This window comes from Sediminihabitans luteus (genome assembly GCF_002797595.1).
Classification (GTDB): domain Bacteria; phylum Actinomycetota; class Actinomycetes; order Actinomycetales; family Cellulomonadaceae; genus Paraoerskovia; species Paraoerskovia lutea.
In genome coordinates this window covers 123,068-142,732 of the sequence record NZ_PGFE01000007.1, presented here as the reverse complement: position 1 = coordinate 142,732, position 19,665 = coordinate 123,068, and the positions used below count along the sequence as shown (strand labels likewise).

The window sequence follows — 19,665 nt, the reverse complement described above, 5'->3', positions numbered from 1 at the left end:
GCACCGTCCCGAACCGCCGAACCTCAGCGACCCGAACCCGGGGCAACTTCTCCAACTTACCAGACCCAGTCACCCAAGTCCAGCCCCACCCTCACACCCAACCAACCACCAGAACCCGCACCAAAGCGCAGAAATCCCAGCAGAAGAAGAACCATGAGGGGGTGGTCACACCCACGGGACCGGCCACCCGTATCCGAACCGAAGTCCTTCGCGGTGTCCGTGCCTCCCTGTCGGGCTGACATCCAGAACATTACATGCCCCCAGCCCACGACACCAAATCCCCCCGACGTGACCGCGCACACGTCGGGGGTATCGCCGCGATCTCGCCGCTCCCCGCGGGTGCGCGGGCTGCCGCACGCGTCTCCCCAGGTCAGGCCGGTGGCCGAGCGTGCAGGGCCAGGGCCAGGGCCAGGGCCTCACGCCAACGCCGGCACGGAGTCCGTGATCGGGCCAGTGTTCGCCGCGTCGCCTGGACCCTCGAGCTCCTGGCCGCTGGGGTGCAGGTGTCCCCGCCCGGATCGGGAGCCGACCCTTGCCGATCAGGTGTCGAACGGCTGCGGCGGACTGCTGGGAGCCCCGTGTTGCGGCAGGCTCGTCCGGGCAGCAGCACCCGCTCCCTCGGCCGTGGCTGCCCACGGCCGCAGGACTCTGGCCCCTGCCTCGCCGGAGGTCGCCGAGCGGGCTCGTCGCACAGCTCGCGGCGCGCAGGACTCGAGGCCCCGGTCTCCCCGGACATCGACGAGCAGGGCTCGTCGCGCCGCCTGGTGCAGGACTGACTCGTGCAGGACGCGGGCTCCCGGTCTTCCCGGACGCCGACGGGCCGGCCCCCACGCGATGCGTGAGAACCGGCCCGTGCGACCGACGGACAGGGCGACTGCTCGCCCTGGGTGTCAGACCGTCGCGCCCGCCGGCTCCGTCGGACGCGCAGCGCCCTTGGCGTAGGCGCGCGCCTCGTCGAACTCGGCGTCGATCTCTGCGGCGTCCGCGGTGCGGCCGTTCACGTAGCTCACGACGAGCGCGACCACGAGGCACACCGCAAATCCGGGCACGATCTCGTAGAGCGTGTCGCTGAGCGCGGTCTTGCCCCACACGAACGCGACCACGCCTCCCGAGATCATCCCGGCGAGCGCGCCCCAGCGCGAGAGGCCCTTCCAGTAGAGGCTCAGCAGGATGATCGGGCCGAACGCGGCGCCGAAGCCGGCCCAGGCGAACCCGACGAGGTCGAGCACCGAGCTCTCGGGGTCGAGGGCGATGACGCCGGCGACCACGGTCACGACCAGCACGCCGACGCGGCCGAGCACGATGCCCTTCTTCGCCGTCGCCTGCTTGCCCACGATCATGTAGAGGTCCTCGACCAGCGCGGACGACGAGACGATGAGCTGCGACGAGATGGTCGACATGATCGCTGCGAGCACGGCCGCGAGCACGAGGCCGGCGACGAGCGGGTGGAACAGGATCTGCGAGAGCTCGAGGAACACGGTCTCCGGGTCGTCGAGGGTCAGGCCCTGGACCTGGAAGTACGCGATTCCGATGAGGCCGGTCATGACGGCACCGAGCGCGGTGACGATCATCCAGCCGATACCGATGCGGCGTCCGGTCTTCGCGTCACCAGGCGAGCGCATCGCCATGAAGCGGACGATGATGTGCGGCTGCCCGAAGTAGCCGAGGCCCCAGGCGAGCGACGAGACGACACCCATGACGGTCGCGCCGGCGACGAGCGACATGCCGTTGGTGCCGTTGGCGAGATCGGCGTCGTGGATGCCGTCGACCATGCCGCTCCAGCCACCGACCTTGGTCAGTCCGATGATCGGCACGGCAACGAGCGCCGCGAGCATGAGGAGCCCCTGGGCGACGTCGGTCCAGGTCGCGCCGAGGAACCCGCCGAAGAGCGTGTAGGTGAGGGTCACGACGATAACCAGGAGCATGCCGAGGGTGTACGCGGACATCCCCCAGTGGTCGCCGATGTCGAACGAGCTCTCGAAGAACTTGCCGCCGGCCACCATGCCCGAGGAGACGTAGAAGGTAAAGAAGACGAGCACGATCACGCCCGCGGTCATGCGGAGCGCACGCGACGAGTCGCGGAGCCGGTTCTCGAAGAAGCTCGGGATGGTGATCGAGTTCTTCGCGACCTCGGTGTAGGCGCGAAGCCGGGGTGCCACGAACTTCCAGTTGAGCCACGCACCGACCGTCAGGCCGATCGCGATCCACGCGGAGACGAGCCCCGACGCGTAGACGGCGCCGGGGAGCCCGAGCAGGAGCCACCCGGACATGTCCGAGGCGCCGGCGCTGAGCGCCGCCTGCCCCGGGCTGAGCCGACGGCCGCCGAGCATGTAGTCGTCCATGTCGCTCGTGTTGCGATAGGCCGACCAGCCGATCGCCAGCATCGCGAGCATGTAGGCGACGATCGCGATCGTCTGCCAGGTCTGGTCACTCATGAAATGAGTACCTCTCCATGTTCTTGGTAGTCGGCGCGCCGGCGGCGCACCCAAAGCCATGGAGTCTGTCAGTCGGCTTCGAGGAACGGTCAAGTGCGATGCTTCACAAGTCATGAATCTTTGATGACGGGTGCCCGAATGGTCTGGGAATGGTCAGTCGCCCGAGGCGCTCGTGACGCCGCGCCGGCGATTCCCCCGCAGCCGCACGGTCGCACCGCGCAGCGCCGACGCGCTCCCGTGCGCAGCGCGGCGCCGGCCGCAGGTCCCAACGTCCTGACACCCCGCGTCGGCCGTCGACCGAGGAGCGGTCAGGTTCGTCTCAGGATGTGTCGGAGTTGTGACGGCGCCGTGCGCCGCCGCCGCTCAGCGCCGTGTCACACGGGCCGATCCGGCGCTCAGCGCGGCCAGCCGTGGCAGGATCTCGGCCCCGGCCGCGCGCAGCCCGTCGTGCAGGTACTCGTTGGTGACCCAGACCTGGGACGCGCCGAGCCCGTCGGCCGTGTCGAGCGCGAGGTCGAGGTCGACGTACGGGTCGTCGACGTACTGCACCGAGGCGACCGGCACCTCGTTCGCCGCGAGCACCTCGAGGTCGTAGAGCGCGGGCCACTCGGTGCGCGCCGCGAGCGCCTCGGCGACGCCCCGGAACGGTCGCAGCGCGCGCACCTGCTCGACCATCCACGGGAAGGTCGCCTCCCCCGTGAGGGTCAGCGGGCGGCGTCCGCGGGCGAGGTCGGACGCGTCGTGCACCTGCTGGGCGGCCCAGCCGCCCGCCCGCTCGCCCTGGTGGTAGATGGACTCCTGCAGCACCATGTAGAGCGGGTTGGCGTCGAAGCCGGTCCGGCGCTCGACCTCGGCGAGGAACGGGTCGGCAAGGCTGCCGTCGGACGCGAGCGCCCCCTCGAGAAGCCAGTGCAGCTCGTCGGCGCCCGTGCTCATGCCGAGCGACATGCCGAGCGTGCGCAGCCGGTCGAGGGTCAGCACGTCGCCGGCGGGCAGCACGACCTCGCCCGACGACGCGACGTCCGCGAGGTGGTCGAGCAGACCCTCGTCCTCGGGGTGGTCGCGCAGGTACGCGCGGTTGCGCGAGAGCTGGCGCGGGACGGTGCGCTCGTAGACCTGCTCCGCGGTCGCGTGCACGGGCGGCAGGCCGCCCGTGGTCCAGCACGACACGAGCGCCTCGGGGTGACGCGACAGGTAGGTCAACGTGATGAACCCGCCGAAAGACTGCCCGAGCGTCGCCCACCGTCGGCCGCCGTACACCGTACGTCGCACCACCTCGGCGTCCTCGACGATCGCGTCGGCCCGGAAGCAGGCGAGGTAGTCGGCCGCGAGCGCGTCGTCGTCGAACGAGCGGACGACGGCACCGTCCACGCGCGACGAGCGCCCGGTCCCCCGCTGGTCGAGCAGGACGACGCGGTGGGTCGCGAGCGCCGTCGTCCACCAGCCCCCGGACGACGTCGGGCGGGGGCCCGCACCGCCCGGGCCGCCCTGGAGGAACAGCAGCAGCGGGAGGTCTTCGCCGTCGCGGGCCGGGTCGGCGATCTCGCGCGCGAGGACGCGGATCGCGCCGAATCGCGTCGGGTCGGCGTGGTCCACCGGGACCTCGACCACGTGGTCGCGGACGACGAGGCCCGCGGTCCGGTAGGTGCGGGTGCTGCGCGCGGATGAGCTCATGGCCCCCACGGTAGGCGGCGGGCCGCGCGGGTGTCAGGCGCCTGACGCCCGGGGGCCCGGCGGCACGCGGGTCAGCCGCAGATGCCCTCGGGCAGCGTCTCCGGCGTGGGCGTGGGCGTGGGCGTGGGCGCAGCGTCCGCCCCGGTGCCGTCCGCCGCGGTGTCACCCGACCCTGCGCCGTCCGACCCGTTGCCGTCCGTACCCGTGTCACCCGACCCGTTGCCGTCCGTACCCGTGTCACCCGACCCGTTGCCGTCCGACCCTGTGCCGTCCGCACCCGACGTGCCCGCGGACGCCGTCGCCGCGGCCGACGGGTCGGGCGCCGGGACGTAGTCGGCGGGCGGCTCGTCGTTCACGAGGCGCTGCCAGACCGCGTCGGACTCGGCCGTCCAGTCGACGCGGCCCGACTTGTGCACGGAGTCCACGACCGGCAGCTCGGTGAAGATGACGTCCGACGGGCGCAGGTTACGCATCGAGAACACGAGGCCGACCACGGACTTCGGGTCGGCGAGCTGCGGGTCGGCGACCACGGACTTGAGCACCGCCGAGACCATCGCGTACAGCTGCGAGGAGTCGGTGAGGACGTTCTTCGACTTGATCTCGCGCTGCATGGCGTTGAGGAACGTCTGCTGGCGCGTGATGCGCGTCAGGTCGCTCCCGAGCTCGAGACCCATGCCCGTGCCGTGGCGCGCGCGCAGGAACTTGATCGACGTGCGGCCGTCGAGCCTGTTCGGGCCCGCGGGCAGGTCGAGCGTGCCGTAGCGCGGGTCCTCGTGCACCGGTTCGGGCAGGCACAGGGGCACCCCGTCCATCGCGTCGACCACGCCGATGACCCCGGTCATCTTGAGGATCACGTGGTTGGTGATGGTCAGGCCGGTCAGGGACTGCACCGCCGTGATGGTGCACGCCGCGGCGTAGTCCATGTCCGTGCCGCCCTGCGCCCCGGTGTCGAACGCCCAGTTGAACTGGCCGACGTACGGCTGCGACATCGACCCGTCCGGGAGCTTGCACGCCGGGAGCTGGACCCACGAGTCGCGCGGGATCGACACGACCTCGACGCGCGAGCGGTCGCCCGAGACGTGCACGACGAACGTCGTGTCGGAGCGCATCCCCGTGGAGTCCGCCGCGCCCGCGATCTTCACGTTCTCCTCGTCGCGGAAGTCCGTGCCCATCACGAGGATGTTGAGCTCCTGGCCCGCGTACGGGTCGTCCGGGTCCGCGGGCGGCTTCGAGGGCGCCGGCCCCGCGACCAGCCCGTCGACGTGGCTCACCTCGATGTCGTTCGTGAAGTCGACGTACGCCGCGACGGCGCCCGTCGTGACGAAGGTCAGGACCGCCGTGAGCGCGAGCGCCGCGTACCGCGCCGCACGACGGCTCGGGCGCTGCCCCGCGTGGCGCGGGGGCGCGACCAGGACGTCGTCGGGCTTGGACATGCGCCGGATCATAGCGCCTGCAGATTTCACCGGACGACACGTGTCCGGGACGCGCGGCCTACGCTCGTGCCATGCCCACGCTGCTGCTCGTCCGTCACGGCCGCACCACGGCCAACACCCAGGGGATCCTCGCGGGCCGGGCGCGCGGCGTCCGGCTCGACGAGGTCGGGCGCCGGCAGGCCGCCCACGCGGCCATGCGGCTCGCCGGACTCCCCCTGGCCCGCGTCGTCACGAGCCCCCTCGAACGGTGCCGGCAGACGGCGCGCGCGATCCTCGCGCAGCAGGCCGACGCCCCCGAGCCCGTCGTCGAGCACGGCCTCACCGAGTGCGACTACGGGAGCTGGCAGGGGCGCGCGCTGCGCGAGCTCGCGGACGAGCCGCTCTGGTCGGTCGTGCAGCGGCACCCGTCCGCCGCGACGTTCCCCGGTGGTGAGTCCCTCGTGGGGATGCAGGCGCGCAGCGTCGCCGCGGTCCGGCGCATCGACGCCGACGTCGCCGAGCAGCACGGGCCCGGGGCCGTCTGGGTCGCCGTCACGCACGGTGACGTCGCCAAGGCCGTCCTCGCCGACGCGCTCGGCATGCACCTCGACCTGTTCCAGCGCATCACGGTCGGTCCCGCGGCCGTGTCCGTCGTCCGGTACGGCACGCACCGGCCCGAGGTCGTCGCGACCAACACCGACGACGGCGACCTCGGGTGGCTCCGCGCGTCCGCTGCGGTCGGCGACGCACCCGTGGGCGGGGGCGCGGGGCACGACGCCGCGCCCCGCCGCTCCTAGAGTGGAACCATGCCCACCCTCGTGCACGAGTACGACTGGCCCGACCGCGTCGTGATCGGGACCGTCGGCCGCCCCGGCGACCGCGCCTTCTACCTGCAGGCCCGCACGGGTGCGCGCTGCACGAGCGTGCTGCTCGAGAAGCAGCAGTCCGCGGCGCTCGCCGACGGGATCCAGCAGCTCCTGGACCACCTCATGACCGAGGGCGGCAACCCGTTCGGCATCCCGGGCGAGGCGCCCGCGGGCCTGGCCGACGTCGACCCGCTCGACCAGCCCGTCGAGACGGAGTTCCGGGCCGGGACCATCCGGTTGTCCTGGGACCCGCGGACCGCGCAGACCGTGGTCGAGGTGTTCCCGGTCGAGGAGGAGCGCCCCGACGACGAGCCCGACCTCTGGGACGACCCCGCGGACGAGCCGGAGCCGGACGACGAGCGCGAGGTGCTCGTCGTCCGCATGCCCGTGGGCACGGCCCGCGCGTTCGTCGAGCGCACCCGCACCGTCGTGCGCTCGGGCCGCCCGCCCTGCCCGCTGTGCGGCGCGCCGGTCGACCCCGACGGCCACGAGTGCGACCTGCCGTGAACGAGCCGCCCGTCGACCTCGGGACGGACCCGCTCGAGGTCGTCGGACGCATCCGCACCGCCTCGAACGCGACCTTCGTCGGCACGGTCGGCGGCGTCAGCGTCGTCTACAAGCCCGTGGCCGGCGAGAACCCGCTGTGGGACTTCCCCGACGGGACGCTCGCGCAGCGCGAGGTCGCCGCGTACCTCGTCTCGGAGGCGACGGGCTGGGACGTCGTACCCCTCACGTGGCTGCGCGACGGACCCGCCGGCCCGGGGATGGTCCAGCTCTGGCAGGACGAGGACCGCACGTCGTCCCCCGTCGACCTCGTCCCGTCGCACGCCGTGGACGACGGCTGGCACGCCGTCCTGCAGGGAACGGACGCGGACGGCGCACCCGTGACCGTGGTCCACGAGGACACACCGGCGCTGCGCCGCGTCGCGGTGCTCGACGTGGTGCTCAACAACGCCGACCGCAAGGGCGGCCACGTGCTGCCCATGCCCGACGGCCGCCGGCTCGGGGTCGACCACGGCGTGACGTTCCACGTCGAGCCCAAGCTGCGCACCGTGCTGTGGGGCTGGGTGGGCGAGCCGCTCGACCCCGACGAGCTCGACGGGGTCGCCCGCGTGCGCGCGAGCCTCGACGGGGACCTCGGCGCACGGCTGCGCGAGCTCCTCACCGCCGACGAGGTGCGCGCGCTCGGGGCGCGCTGCGACCGCCTGCTCGCCGAGCGGCGGTTCCCCGACCACGAGGGGGACATGCCCGCGGTCCCGTGGCCGCCCTTCTGACGCAGGTCAGTCGAGCGCGCGGAGCCGCTCGAGCTCGACCCGCCGCGCGGCCTGCGCGACCGGGTCGGGCACCGGCAACGACGCGAGCAGACGCTGCGTGTACGGGTCGGACGGCGAACCCAGCACCTGCTCGCCCGTGCCCTCCTCGACGAGCCGGCCCCGGTAGAGCACCGCGATACGGTCGGCCAGCAGGTCCACGACCGCGAGGTCGTGCGAGATGAACAGGCACGCGAACCCGAGCTCGGCCTGGAGCTCGGCGAACAGGTCGAGCACCCGGGCCTGGACCGACACGTCGAGCGCCGACGTCGGCTCGTCGGCCACGAGCAGCTCGGGGTCGAGCGCGAGCGCCCGGGCGAGCGAGACGCGCTGACGCTGCCCGCCGGACAGCTCGTGCGGGAACCTGTCGCCGTACGCGCGCGGGAGCTGGACCGCCTCGAGGAGCTCGTCGACCCGCGCCCGTGCGGCCCCGACGTCGCGGGCCCGCCCGTGCACCACGAGCGGCTCGGCCACGCAGTCGGCGATCGTCAGCAGCGGGTTGAAGCTCGACGCCGGGTCCTGGAAGACGAACCCGATGCGCGGGCGCACGGGCCGCAGCTCGCGCGGTCGCACGCCGTGCATCTCGGTGCCCAGCACCTGCAGCGAACCGCCCGTGACCTTCGTCAGGCCGGCGATGGCCCGCCCGATGGTCGACTTGCCCGAGCCGGACTCGCCGACCAGCCCGAGCACCTCGCCGGGCCGGATCGTCAGGTCGACGCCCTGCACGGCCCGGAAGCCCGGCGTCCGGAAGCGCCCCGGGTAGGTGATCTCCAGCCCGCGCGCGGCGACGACGGGCTCGGCCTCGGCCCAGCCCGCGGGACGGGCCGCGGCACGCTCCGCCGTCCGCGCCCGCGCCTCGCCGATGCGCGGGACCGACCCCAGGAGGCGGCGCGTGTAGTCGTCCTGCGGCGCGGCGAACAGCTCGCCGACGGGCGCCTGCTCGACGACCTTGCCCTGGTACATGACGGCGACCGTGTCGGCGAGGTCCGCCACGACGCCCATGTTGTGCGTGATCAGCACGATCGCGGTGCCGAACTCGTCGCGCACGCGGCGCAGCAGGTCCAGGATCTCGGCCTGGACCGTGACGTCGAGCGCGGTCGTCGGCTCGTCGGCGACGATGAGCCCGGGGTCGAGCACGAGCGCCATCGCGATGATGATGCGCTGCTTCTGGCCGCCCGAGAACTGGTGCGGGTAGTGGTCGACGCGCTCGTCCGGGTCCGGGATGCCGACGCGTCCGAGGATCTCGATCGCGCGGCGACGCCCCTCGGCCTTGGAGACCTTGCCGTGCGCGCGCAGGCCCTCGGCGATCTGCCAGCCGACCGTGTAGACGGGGTTGAGCGCGGCCGACGGCTCCTGGAACACCATCGCGACGTCGGTGCCCCGCACGCGGCGCAGCTGCGACGCGCTGAGCGAGACGACGTCGTGCTCGGCCGTCCCGGCCTTGTTCGCGAGGACGACCGCCCCGCGCGCGGTCGCGTTCTCGGGCAGCAGGCCGAGGATGGTCTTCGCGGTCACGGTCTTGCCCGACCCCGACTCGCCGACCACGGCGAGGACCTCGCCCGGACGGACGGTCAGGTCGACGCCGTCGACCGCACGGACCGCGCCCGCGTCGGTCGCGAACGAGACCGCGAGGTCACGGATGCGGACGGCGACGGCTCCGGCGTCCGCCGCCGTGCGGGTGCTGGTGGGCGCGGTCATGACCGGTCCTCCCCTTCGAGGGTGTCGAGCTGAGAGGCCTCGCCCGGCAGGGTGAGCTCGTCCGTGACGACGCCGCCGGGCACGGTCGGGGCCGCGACCGACGTCTGCTCGACGCGGCCGGCGACCTGCTTGCTGAGGCGACGCGACCGCAGGCGCGGGTCCGCGAGGTCGTTGAGGGACTCGCCGACGAGCGTGATGCCCAGGACGGACAGCACGATCGCGAGCCCCGGGAACAGCGCCGTCCACCAGATGCCCGACGAGACGTCGGCGATGGCCTTGTTCAGGTCGTAGCCCCACTCGGCCGCCGCCGTCGGCTCGATGCCGAAGCCCAGGAACCCGAGGCCCGCGAGGGTCAGCACCGCCTCGGAGGCGTTGAGCGTGACGATGAGCGGGAGCGTGCGGGTCGAGTTGCGCAGCACGTGCCGCACCATGATCCGCAGGTGCGGGGTGCCGATCACGCGGGCCGAGTCGATGAACGCCTCGCCCTTGATGCGCACGACCTCGGAGCGCACGACCCGGAAGTACTGCGGGATGAACACGACCGTGATCGACAGCGCGGCCGCCAGGATGCCGCCCCACAGGTCGGACTGGCCGCCCGAGATGACGATCGCCGCGAGGATCGCGAGCAGCAGCGACGGGAACGAGTAGATCGCGTCGCACACGACCACCAGGACCCGGTCGATCCACCCGCCGAAGTACCCGGAGACCAGGCCGATGAGGATCCCGAGGAAGATCGACGCGACGATCGCGACGACGATCACGAGGGCCGCGGTCTGCGACCCCCAGATCACGCGGGACAGGACGTCGTAGCCGCCCACCGTCGTACCGAGCAGGTGGTCGGCCGACGGGGACTGCTGCGCGCCGAACGCGCCGTCGAGGTCGCGGAGCTGGCTGTAGCCGTAGGGCGCGAGGAGCGGGGCGAAGACCGCCGTCAGCACGAACGCCGCGGTCACGACCAGGCCCGCGACGAGCATCCCGCGCTGCAGGCCGACGCTCTGGCGCAGCTGGCGGACGACGGGGAGCCGGGACCACAGGGACGGACGGCGGGGTGCCGACGCCTTCGGGGCGGAGACTGCGGACGACATCTCAGTACCTCACTCGCGGGTCGATGAGCGCGGCGACCACGTCGACGACGAAGTTCGTGACCGCGACGACGACGGCGATCAGCACGACGATGCCCTGCACCGCCACGAAGTCCCGGGCCTGGAGGTACTCGGCCAGCTGGAAGCCGAGGCCCTTCCACTCGAAGGTCGTCTCGGTCAGGACCGCGCCAGAGAGCAGCAGCGCGATCTGCAGGCCGATGACCGTGATGATCGGGATGAGCGCGGGCCGCCACGCGTGCTTGCGCACGAGCCGCCGCTCCGAGACGCCCCGCGAGCGGGCCGCGGTCACGTACTCGGTCGAGAGCGTGCCGATCATGTTGGTGCGCACGAGCCGCAGGAACACCCCGGCCGTGAGCAGGCCCAGGGCGACCGCGGGCAGCACCGCGTGCATGAGGACGTCGCCGACTGCGTCCGGGTCGCCCGTGCGGATCGCGTCGACCAGGTAGAACCCCGTGGGGTCGTCGAGCATCTCGAGCTGGATCTCGGTGCCCGTCGTGGCACGGCCCGCGACCGGGAACCAGCCGAGGCTCACCGAGAACACGAGCTTGAGCAGCAGGCCCGCGAAGAACACGGGCGTGGCGTACGACAGGATCGCGGAGACGCGCAGCACCGCGTCGGGGAGCCGGTCGCGCCGGGCCGCCGCGATGCGGCCGAGCGGGATGCCCACCGCGAACGCGACGATCAGCGCGTAGACCGCGAGCTCGAGCGTCGCCGCACCGTACGTCGTCAGGACCTCGGTCACGGGACGGTTGTCGCTGATCGTCGTGCCGAAGTCGCCGTGCAGCAGGTTGCCGAGGTACTCGACGTACTGCACGAAGATCGGACGGTCGTAGCCCGCGGCGTGGATGCGCTCCTGGAGCTGCTCGGGGCTCAGCCGCCCGCCCTGTGCCGCCGTGATCGGGTCGCCCGTGGCCCGCATGAGCCAGAAGACGGTCGTGACCAGGATCAGCACGGTCGGGATGATGAGCAGGAACCGGATCACGACGTACCGGCCCAACCCTCCCCCACCCCCGGACCGTCGGGTCGGGCGGGGCCCCGTGGCGGGGTCCGGTGCTGTCGGCGACGGCTCGACGCCGGCCGGGGTCAGAGTGCTCATGGGTCCTGTCCAGGGGTGGTGCGGGGGGACTCGGGTGGCCCGCTCCGGTCGGAGCGGGCCACCCGAGGGCGCGGGGCGATCAGCCCTTCGCGAGCGCTCCGTAGCGGAACTTGAACGAGGCGTCGAGGGTGTCCTCGGTGCCCGTGACGTCCTTGCCGACCACGGCGACCTGCGCGCCCTGGAGGTAGGGGACGGTCGAGAGGTCCGCGGCGACGTCGTCCTGGATCTTCTCGATGAGCGCGGTGCGCGCGTCCGGGTCGGTCGTGACGGCCTGCTCGAGGATCTCGTCGTTCACCGCGCCGTTGTCGTAGTGGTTCCCGAGGAAGTTCTCCGTGAGGAAGAACGGCGTCAGGTAGTTGTCGGCGTCGGAGTAGTCCGGGAACCAGCCGAGCTGGTACGCCGGGTAGACGTCGGCCGTGCGGTCCTTGGAGTACTGGACCCACTCGGTGGTCTGCAGGTTGACCGTGAACAGGCCGCTCGACTCGAGCTGGTCCTTGATCAGCGCGTACTCGTCGGCCGACGACGGACCGTAGTGGTCGTTCGAGTACTGCAGGTCGAGCGTGACCGGCGCGGTGACGCCAGCGTCGGCGAGCGTCTGCTTCGCCTTCTCGACGTCCGGGGCGCCGGCGCCGTCGCCGTAGAGCTCCTTGAGCGACTCGGTCGCGCCCGTCAGGCCGTCCGGGACGTACGAGTACAGCGGGGTGTACGTGCCCTTGTAGACCTGCTCCGCGATCTCGTCGCGGTCGATCAGGTCGGCGACCGCCTGGCGCACTGCGAGCGCCTTGGCCGGGTCGGCCTCCGAGGTCTTCGCGCCGAACGGCTGGGTGTCGAAGTTGAACGTGATGTAGCGGATCTCGCCACCCGGTCCGTCGACCACCTTCACGCCGTCGTCCCCACGCAGCGAGTCGATGTCGGTCGCCGACAGGCTGCGGAACGCGACGTCGATGTTGCCCTGCTGGATGTCGAGCTTGAGGTTCGACGCCTCGGCGTAGTACTTGACGTTGATCTTCTCGGTCTTGGCCGCGCCCAGGACGCCCTGGTAGTCGGGGTTCGCCGTGTAGCCGACGAGCTCGTTGAGCTTGTAGCTGTCGATCACGTACTGGCCGGCGAACGCGTCGCCGTCGACGATGTCGGCGTCCGACGTCAGCGCGTCGGCCGAGAAGACCTCCTCGTCGACGATCGGGCCCGCCGGGCTCGAGAGGATCTGCGGGAAGACCTGGTCGTCCGCGCTCTTGAGGTGGAACACGACCGTCGTGTCGTCGGGGGCCTCGACGCTGTCCAGGTTGTAGAGCAGGGAGGCGGGGCCGTTCTCGTCGTTGATGGCGACCATGCGGTCGAACGAGAACTTCACGTCGGACGACGTCAGCGCGTGACCGTTGGCCCACGTGAGGCCCGCCTTGAGCTTGACCGTGTACTCGGTCGGGGCGGTGAACTCCGCCGACTCCGCGATGTCGGGCTGCACGTCCGGGCTGCCGTACGGGGTGTTCATGAGGAACGGGTAGACCTGGTTCATCACCGCGAAGGAGCCGTTGTCGTACGAGCCCGCCGGGTCCAGCGTCGTGACCTTGTCGGTCGTGCCGATCGTGAGCGTGCCGCCGGAGGCCGAACCGCCGTCGGCCGAGTCGTCGTCGCTCGATCCGCACGCGGTGAGCACGAGCGTGAGAGCGACTGCGCCGGCCGCCGTCGCGGCGAACCTCCGGCTGTTCTTGGACACGGAAGACATCCGTCCACCTCTCGTCTGGGTACGTCGACCGCGGGTCGTGCGGCGCGCCTGTGACCATGGGAGCGCCTGGTCGGCGCACCCACCGCTGCTGCGGTAGGGAGTTGGTAGCACACGGAAAGGACCCCGATTGTTACGCGGGTCACCCCTGGGCCGATCTCCGGAGAACTTGTTACCGGGTCGTAACCCCATCTCGTGATGCGGTCCTTGGTACGGATCGGTGCGTTGGGCGGATGGGCGCGTGGGGACGTGTCCGCCGCGAGTCCCGCCCCCGGAATCCTGCCCCGCGCCCGGACGCCCTCTCAGGCGCACGGTGCCGCCGCTGCGATGGCTCGCCATCGCGGCAGGCACGCACGTCTTCAACGCCGGCGTCTGAACCGGCTACGTCGAGGGCGACGAGACGCAGACAACTGGTCGGCGGATGCCTGCAGAGGTCATCGCGGTCGCCCTTGGGCCGATGCTCCCGGTCACCGGAGCCACTGTCGCGTCTCTCGTTCGCCGGACACACCAGCCCGCCACGAGACTCCCGTGCCGACCAGCCACAGGCGCGGAGCTCACTTGGGCCGCCAGTCGGTGGCCGCCCCTGCCTGCCCCGCCGATGGTTCCGCGTTCACCTGGACCTGGGCGTTGACCCCGGCCGAGTCGCTTGCCCTGCACGTGCCCGCGCAGATGGACCGGTGCGGGATCTTCATGCTCCACTTCGCCAACGGTCAGGCGTACATCGGCCAGTCCGTCGACGTCGTGCGCAGGTACGCCGATCACCGCCACGACGGCAAGTGCCACGACATCGTCGCCGTGTCGTTCCGCAACGAGCCCGCGAGCCGGCTGTCCATCGCCGAGGTCGCGTCCGTGCGCGCGTTCGAGAAGCCCGGGCACCTGCGCAACATCCTGCTGACGTCGCAACCTTCTGGCCCGTCCAGCCTCGACCTGTACGTACCACCCGCGGCGCGTCACGCGTGGCTCGACGGCACCAGCCGCGAACCCGCCACCGCCGAGCGGAACGTCGACACCGCACGCGAGCCGAGCACCGGCTTCAAACGGCTGAGCAGGCGTCGGGACTTCCCGCAGGTGTGCGAGACGGTCGCCACGTACGTGTCGTCGACGTTGCTGTGGCCGCGGTCCACCGAGAGTCGGTTCTGGACGTTGAGCGCCATGCCCAGCACGAGGCGCGGCCCCGACTGGCGGGCGGTCGCGACACTGACATGCAACAACCGCGAGACCCTCGTCCTGGTGGAACCCAAGGGTGCCGATCCTGGACTGGTGAGCGGCTTCATCAATGGCTCCCCCTTCGACTCCGGGGACCAGGCCGCGTTGCACGCTTGGCGGCTGCTTCTCCAGCGCCACGACGCGCGGGTCGTTGACGCCCCGATCGGGGGGCGGATGGTGCGGCTGGACTTCGCCACCCTCGACGGGCTGGCCGAGCTGCTGGCGAACCCCCTCGTCGCCGAGCGTGCTCGAGACCTGGCGACGAACCTGATGCTCAAGGGCCCCGCGGCCCGCGCCAACGCCCATTCGCATCACTTCGCCGGTGCGGTGTTCGATGCGATGGCCGCGCGCCCGCGCGGCTGAGCGGGGCGGGGTCACTCGGGTCAGTTGTGGTTGTAGCCCCAGTGCCGCGTCAGCAGCGCCTGCTTGTAATGGGACTCCGCCTCGAGGATCTCTGCCTGCGGGGTGGAGGGTCCGAAGACCCGCAGGATGGAAAACACGAAGTCGTCGCGGTGTGTGGCGTCGGCGCCGACGATCTCGACCAGCCCCTTGTCGCCGCCGTGCCCGGTGCTTGCGTAGTCCTTCCACCGGCCCAGAATCCGCTGCCCGCCGTCAGCCTTGCCGACGTACTGCTTGCCGGTGCGCTTGTCGGAGATCAGGTAGACCCCGTGGACCGCTTCAAGGGCGGTCTGCCATGCGGCGTACCGCAGATCGTTGACGACGTCGCGCATCTCGCCGTAGGTCAGCAGCACACGGTCGTAGCCGGGGAACGGGACTGCGGCGGGGTCAGCGATCTCCACGACCGGGAAGCTCGCCGCAGCCGCACCACGACGGCTCCAGTTGATCGCCCCTCCCGTCCACTCAACGACGAGCCTGTCGTTGAACACCGACAGCGCTTGAGACGGACGCAGGTCGAACATCCGCTCACCGATCGCATCCGGCTCACTGATTGCACCGTGGTTCTCGTACGCCCACAGCAGGCGGGACCTGGTGCCGCCGTCGGCCCAGAACAGCAACCACAGGGGCGGCGAGCTCGGTGAGAACGCTTGGGACCGGGTGTAGTCGAACACTTCCGCGGGCGTCGCCACGTGGCGCGCAGGCAGTCCGCCCGGCCTCGACGTGTGGCGGATCGCGAGCACCGTCGCGGGGTCGATCCCGGCTGCGTCGAGCAGGTGGCCGAGGTTCAGGACCCCGCGTTCGTCGGCGGTGCTCTCGGGGTTCACAAGGTGTGAGGCTACCGGGCGCCGGCCACGGCCCGCCGAGTGCGGGGTGTTCGGGTGCGCCGTCAGGGCGCGAGCGGGTCGCACGTCACGTGACCCTGGCCGCCGACACCGAAACGACGAAGGGCCCCGATCCGCGTTTCCGCTGATCGGGGCCCTTCTTCTGTGCGCCCGGAGGGATTCGAACCCCCAACCTTCTGATCCGTAGTCAGATGCTCTATCCGTTGAGCTACGGGCGCATTCCGTGGCCTGCCTGTACCGGCGAGCCGTAGAGGAGCCTACCGTGCGTTCGGCCGCTTCCCCAAACCGAGACCGCCGCTCGCGGGGGTGATCCCCGCCACGCCGACCGCGACCGGCCCTGGCAGCAGAAAAGGCCCCGACTTTCGCAGCCGAGACCTTCCTGAGCGGAGACGGAGGGATTTGAACCCTCGAACGGGTTGCCCCGTTACCACCTTAGCAGGGTGGCGCACTAGACCTGACTATGCGACGTCTCCTCGCCCGAACGGAACCACCACGGTTGCGGGGGCGATCCGGGGTGCGGATCGCCGGTGCAGTCGTGCTGGTGCAGCGTGAGCGTTGTCAGGCTACCGGGCGATGGGCTCCGGGAGCAAAACGCGGGCGCGCCTCACGGGCGGGGGCGGTGCGCCGCGTACGTGTCGAGCACCTGCGCGGCGACGCGCTCGACGTCGAACTGCTCGACGTGCGCGTGCTGCCACGCGCTCGCGCGCTCGGCGAAGGACTCGTCGGTGACGGCCCGCACGAGCCGGGCGGCGAACGCGTCGACGTCCGCCGGGTCGACCAGGAGGTCCTCGTTGCCGTCGAACGTGCTGCGGTAGCCCGGGTTGTCGCCCGCGATCACGACGCGCGAGCCCGCAGCGCACGCCTCGAGCAGCACGATCCCGAAGCTCTCGCCGCCCGTCGAGGGCAGCACCGCGACGTCGGCCTCGGCGAGCAGCGCCGGCTTGACCGCCTCGTCGACGAACCCGACGAACTCGACGGGCGTGCGCAGCCGTGCCGCGTGCGCCTCGAGAGCCGCGCGCAGGGGCCCGTCGCCGGCGACCACGACCTCGACGCGCGGCCAGTCGGGTGCCTGCTCGGCACGTTCGAGCGCGGCGAGCAGCTGGGCCGCGCCCTTGCGCTCGACGAGCCGCCCGAGGAACACGACGCGCCGTGCGCGCCCCGCCTCACCACGACGCCACGGCTCGGCGCCCGCAGCGGCCCGGAATCGCGCGAGGTCGACAGGGTTGGGCACCACGCGGCACTCGACGCGGAACGTCGCGCGTGCGAAGTCGGCCGCGACCGGCGAGACCGCGACGATCTCGTCGAACCGACGCAGCGCACGCCGCGTCCACACGCCCAGGAGGGTGTTCGCGAACGCGACGAGCCGCGAGTGCGGCGCGATGTGGAAGGTGCCCACGACCGTCGCCGTCGGGGCCGCGGCGAGCACCACGCGCGCGGCCATCATGGGTGAGAACGGCACCTGGACGTGCAGCACGTCGTACTGCTCGCGCGCGAGCAGCTCACGGATGCGCCGGCGCGAGGCAGGCAGCGGGATCCGCATGCGGTTCTGGTTGAACCGCACGCCGACGTTCCTCGACATCGGGTGCACGTGCTCGATGTCGGTACGTGCGGTCTCCCCGACCAGGTAGTGCACCTCGTGCCCGAGCGCACGGAAAGCCCGCCCGAGCATCAGCACGTACTGCTGCACGCCGTCGGGGGCGTCGAGCGAGTCGTCGAACACGAACGCGATCTTGAGGCGCTGCCCGCTCACCCGCTCGCGCTCCCTCCGGCTCGTGGTCTCGCGGCCACGAGGGCCGCACGGCGGAGGGCGAGGGATTCGAACCCCCGGTGCGTTGCCGCACAACGGTTTTCAAGACCGTCACATTAGGCCGCTCTGTCAGCCCTCCTCGCGCGCCCGTGGCGCGCGGTCGCCCAGTCTACCGACTTCCCGCAGGGCGGACGCCGCGCGGTGTCACCTGTGGTCGCCGTGCGGTTCCGGTGTCGGACGTCGCGCGGTGTCGGACGTCGGACGCCGCGCGGTTCCGGCGTGGCCGGCCCGGGAGACGCGGACGGCGGGCCACCCGGATGGGTGACCCGCCGTCGGCGGTGGTGCTGGGTGCGTCAGGACGCGGCGCCGGCCCGCAGCTGGCGCATCGCGAGCTGCACGAGCGAGATGAGCGTCTGCTTGGTCGCGGCGCGCGAGCGGGCGTCCGTGTAGAGCATCGGCACGTGCGCGGGGATCTGCAGCGCCTCGCGGACGTCCTCGAGGCGGTGCTTGGCGACGCCGTCGAAGCAGTTGACGCCCACGACGAACGGGATGTTCCGCGACTCGAAGTAGTCGATCGCCGGGAAGCACTGCTCGAGGCGCTCGGTGTCGACGAGCACGACGGCGCCGATCGCGCCGCGCACGAGGTCGTCCCACATGAACAGGAAGCGGTCCTGGCCCGGGGTGCCGAAGAGGTAGAGCCACAGCGACCCGGGGAGCTCGATGCGTCCGAAGTCCATCGCGACCGTGGTCGAGGTCTTGCGCTCGGTCTGGCCGCCCGCGTCGTCGACCCCGACCGAGTGCTCGGTCATCGCGGCCTCGGTGTTGAGCGGCTCGATGTCGGAGATCGACCCGATGAAGGTCGTCTTGCCGACCGCGAACCCGCCGGCGACGACGATCTTGACGACCGTGGGCGCAGTGCGCGCGGGAGCCTGGCCGGGTGCGGCCTGCGTCGCCGGACGCACCGGCGCCTGCTGCTGGGCCGGCGCCTGCGAGGGCTGCGACTGCTGCGGGGCCGCCTGCGGGGCCGAGGGCTGCTGCGCCGACGACTGCGGGGCGAACTGCTGCGACTGCGAGGCCTGCGGCGCGACGGGCTGCGGCGCGGTGCTCGGCGCGGCGACCGTCACGGCCGGTGCGAAGCCGGTCTGCTGCGCGGGCGGCGTCGGCTGCGACGCGCCGGCGCCACCGGTCGTGCTGGCCCAGGCCGGGGTGCTGCCGAGCACGCTCTGGCGCACCGGGGAGTCCGTCGCCGGGAAGCCGTGGGGCCGTCCCTGGCCGTCAGAGGGCGGAAATGCCATTGAGAACACTCTCCAAGACGCTCAGGGACATGCCCGAGCTGCTACCACCGTGACCGGTGTGCACGTTGACGGGGGTCGAGGTGTGGACGGTCACGTACCGTTCGTCCGCGAGGTCCGCCACGAGGATCCGCACCACACCGAGCGGAAGCCGCAGCAGAGCGGAGAGCTCTGCGACCGAGACGTAGTTGTGCGCCGCGTGCTGGAGGATCGCACGCTTCTCGGGCGGGAGCCCGTAGCTGTTGACTGCGCCCGGCAGCACCTCGACGAGCGCTTCGAGCGGGAGGTCGGACGTCGCGGAGCGCACACGTCCGCCGGTCACTGCGTACGGACGGACCGTCGAGGACTCGTACGAGTCAGCGCGGTGCGTCCCGCCGAAGGCTGCATTCATGGTCTCTACCTCATCCCACCGGGGTGCGCGTCGCACCGTCGACCGGCAGGCTACCGCGCATCTCGGAGATGAGCTGCGGCGTGAGGGTCGCCTCGGTGCGCGAGACGAGCAGGGCCATCTCGTAACCGATGAGCCCGATGTCGCAGCTCGACTCGGCGACGACACCGAGCACGGAGCCGTTCGAGACGTTCATGAGGAACAGGAAGCCGTTGTCCATCTCGACGATCGCCTGGCGCACGTTCCCGCCGTTGAGCTGGCGGGAAGCGCCGCGCGTCAGGCTGGACATGCCGGACACGATCGCCGCGAGCTGGTCGCCGCTGGTCCGGTCGAGCTGGTCGGACATCGCCATCAGGAGCCCGTCGGCCGACACCACGAGGGTGTGGCGGCTCCCGGGAACCGTCCGCACGAAGTTGTCGAGCAGCCAACCGAAATTGGTCGCCTCGGTGCTGAGCGCGTTCACACTTCCTCCTCGTC

General features: G+C 71.7%; 16 protein-coding genes and 3 tRNA genes. 4 read left to right on the top strand and 15 right to left on the bottom strand.

Annotation, left to right across the window (positions count from 1 at the left end):
- Positions 1-890 precede the first annotated feature (890 nt).
- From putP to CLV28_RS15310, 3 genes are all read right to left on the bottom strand, one after another.
- Positions 891-2,435, bottom strand: a complete 1,545-nt coding sequence (gene putP, locus CLV28_RS15320) for a sodium/proline symporter PutP (RefSeq protein ID WP_100424203.1) — start codon at positions 2,433-2,435, stop codon at positions 891-893.
- A gap of 363 nt (positions 2,436-2,798) precedes the next feature.
- Positions 2,799-4,109, bottom strand: coding sequence for an alpha/beta fold hydrolase (locus tag CLV28_RS15315; protein WP_100424202.1), 1,311 nt, complete (start codon positions 4,107-4,109; stop codon positions 2,799-2,801).
- A 71-nt stretch (positions 4,110-4,180) separates the two neighbouring features.
- On the bottom strand, positions 4,181-5,542 hold the full coding sequence (locus CLV28_RS15310; RefSeq protein ID WP_100424222.1) for an LCP family protein: 1,362 nt from the start codon (positions 5,540-5,542) through the stop codon (positions 4,181-4,183).
- A gap of 71 nt (positions 5,543-5,613) precedes the next feature.
- On the opposite strand from CLV28_RS15310, the gene CLV28_RS15305 reads away from it, so the two are divergent.
- Genes CLV28_RS15305 through CLV28_RS15295 form a run of 3 tightly spaced genes read left to right on the top strand, consistent with a single transcriptional unit; the run spans position 5,614 to position 7,661 of the window.
- Positions 5,614-6,318 (top strand): MSMEG_4193 family putative phosphomutase, encoded by a 705-nt coding sequence (locus tag CLV28_RS15305; protein ID WP_100424201.1) that lies wholly within the window; start codon positions 5,614-5,616, stop codon positions 6,316-6,318.
- A gap of 9 nt (positions 6,319-6,327) precedes the next feature.
- Positions 6,328-6,894, top strand: a complete 567-nt coding sequence (locus CLV28_RS15300; RefSeq protein WP_100424200.1) for a DUF3090 domain-containing protein — start codon at positions 6,328-6,330, stop codon at positions 6,892-6,894.
- Positions 6,891-7,661, top strand: a complete 771-nt coding sequence (locus tag CLV28_RS15295; RefSeq protein ID WP_100424199.1) for an SCO1664 family protein — start codon at positions 6,891-6,893, stop codon at positions 7,659-7,661. The genes CLV28_RS15300 and CLV28_RS15295 overlap by 4 nt, the downstream gene beginning before the upstream one ends.
- 6 nt (positions 7,662-7,667) lie before the next feature.
- On the opposite strand, the gene CLV28_RS15290 is transcribed toward CLV28_RS15295, so the two are convergent.
- The 4 genes from CLV28_RS15290 to CLV28_RS15275 all read right to left on the bottom strand — a co-directional run bounded on the left by CLV28_RS15290 (position 7,668) and on the right by CLV28_RS15275 (position 13,317).
- Positions 7,668-9,395, bottom strand: coding sequence for a dipeptide ABC transporter ATP-binding protein (locus CLV28_RS15290; RefSeq protein WP_100424198.1), 1,728 nt, complete (start codon positions 9,393-9,395; stop codon positions 7,668-7,670).
- A complete protein-coding gene (locus CLV28_RS15285; protein WP_100424197.1) occupies positions 9,392-10,480 on the bottom strand; it encodes an ABC transporter permease in 1,089 nt (362 codons plus the stop codon). Before CLV28_RS15285 ends, CLV28_RS15290 begins: the two co-directional genes overlap by 4 nt.
- A 1-nt stretch (position 10,481) precedes the next feature.
- Positions 10,482-11,594, bottom strand: a complete 1,113-nt coding sequence (locus CLV28_RS15280) for an ABC transporter permease (RefSeq protein WP_100424196.1) — start codon at positions 11,592-11,594, stop codon at positions 10,482-10,484.
- A gap of 79 nt (positions 11,595-11,673) precedes the next feature.
- Positions 11,674-13,317, bottom strand: a complete 1,644-nt coding sequence (locus CLV28_RS15275; RefSeq protein ID WP_100424195.1) for an ABC transporter substrate-binding protein — start codon at positions 13,315-13,317, stop codon at positions 11,674-11,676.
- A gap of 555 nt (positions 13,318-13,872) precedes the next feature.
- On the opposite strand from CLV28_RS15275, the gene CLV28_RS15270 reads away from it, so the two are divergent.
- Positions 13,873-14,883, top strand: a complete 1,011-nt coding sequence (locus tag CLV28_RS15270) for a GIY-YIG nuclease family protein (protein WP_157802675.1) — start codon at positions 13,873-13,875, stop codon at positions 14,881-14,883.
- A gap of 20 nt (positions 14,884-14,903) precedes the next feature.
- Here the strand turns inward: CLV28_RS15270 and CLV28_RS15265 are convergent, their stop codons facing one another.
- The 8 genes from CLV28_RS15265 to CLV28_RS15230 all read right to left on the bottom strand — a co-directional run bounded on the left by CLV28_RS15265 (position 14,904) and on the right by CLV28_RS15230 (position 19,651).
- Complete coding sequence (locus CLV28_RS15265; RefSeq protein ID WP_100424193.1) at positions 14,904-15,743, bottom strand: GIY-YIG nuclease family protein; 840 nt, start codon at positions 15,741-15,743, stop codon at positions 14,904-14,906.
- A gap of 163 nt (positions 15,744-15,906) precedes the next feature.
- A tRNA-Arg gene (locus CLV28_RS15260) sits at positions 15,907-15,979 on the bottom strand.
- Between the two features lie 166 nt (positions 15,980-16,145).
- Positions 16,146-16,234 (bottom strand) — tRNA-Ser (locus tag CLV28_RS15255).
- A gap of 131 nt (positions 16,235-16,365) precedes the next feature.
- Positions 16,366-17,511, bottom strand: a complete 1,146-nt coding sequence (locus tag CLV28_RS15250; protein ID WP_239073315.1) for a glycosyltransferase family 4 protein — start codon at positions 17,509-17,511, stop codon at positions 16,366-16,368.
- A gap of 51 nt (positions 17,512-17,562) precedes the next feature.
- Positions 17,563-17,647 (bottom strand) — tRNA-Ser (locus CLV28_RS15245).
- A gap of 214 nt (positions 17,648-17,861) precedes the next feature.
- Positions 17,862-18,470, bottom strand: a complete 609-nt coding sequence (locus CLV28_RS15240; protein WP_100424220.1) for a GTP-binding protein — start codon at positions 18,468-18,470, stop codon at positions 17,862-17,864.
- Positions 18,471-18,783: 313 nt separating this feature from the next.
- A complete protein-coding gene (locus CLV28_RS15235) occupies positions 18,784-19,191 on the bottom strand; it encodes a DUF742 domain-containing protein (protein ID WP_100424219.1) in 408 nt (135 codons plus the stop codon).
- Positions 19,192-19,201: 10 nt separating this feature from the next.
- On the bottom strand, positions 19,202-19,651 hold the full coding sequence (locus CLV28_RS15230; protein ID WP_100424192.1) for a roadblock/LC7 domain-containing protein: 450 nt from the start codon (positions 19,649-19,651) through the stop codon (positions 19,202-19,204).
- Positions 19,652-19,665 lie beyond the last annotated feature (14 nt).

What these genes read in the sequence shown, in the direction of transcription:
- CLV28_RS15305 (WP_100424201.1), top strand. Translation starts at nt 5,614, where the DNA reads ATGCCCACGCTGCTGCTCGTCCGTCACGGCCGCACCACGGCCAACACC.
- CLV28_RS15300 (WP_100424200.1), top strand. Translation starts at nt 6,328, where the DNA reads ATGCCCACCCTCGTGCACGAGTACGACTGGCCCGACCGCGTCGTGATC.
- CLV28_RS15315 (WP_100424202.1), bottom strand. Translation starts at nt 4,109, where the DNA reads ATGAGCTCATCCGCGCGCAGCACCCGCACCTACCGGACCGCGGGCCTC.
- CLV28_RS15310 (WP_100424222.1), bottom strand. Translation starts at nt 5,542, where the DNA reads ATGTCCAAGCCCGACGACGTCCTGGTCGCGCCCCCGCGCCACGCGGGG.
- CLV28_RS15280 (WP_100424196.1), bottom strand. Translation starts at nt 11,594, where the DNA reads ATGAGCACTCTGACCCCGGCCGGCGTCGAGCCGTCGCCGACAGCACCG.
- CLV28_RS15290 (WP_100424198.1), bottom strand. Translation starts at nt 9,395, where the DNA reads ATGACCGCGCCCACCAGCACCCGCACGGCGGCGGACGCCGGAGCCGTC.
- CLV28_RS15235 (WP_100424219.1), bottom strand. Translation starts at nt 19,191, where the DNA reads ATGAATGCAGCCTTCGGCGGGACGCACCGCGCTGACTCGTACGAGTCC.
- CLV28_RS15275 (WP_100424195.1), bottom strand. Translation starts at nt 13,317, where the DNA reads ATGTCTTCCGTGTCCAAGAACAGCCGGAGGTTCGCCGCGACGGCGGCC.
- CLV28_RS15285 (WP_100424197.1), bottom strand. Translation starts at nt 10,480, where the DNA reads ATGTCGTCCGCAGTCTCCGCCCCGAAGGCGTCGGCACCCCGCCGTCCG.
- putP (WP_100424203.1), bottom strand. Translation starts at nt 2,435, where the DNA reads ATGAGTGACCAGACCTGGCAGACGATCGCGATCGTCGCCTACATGCTC.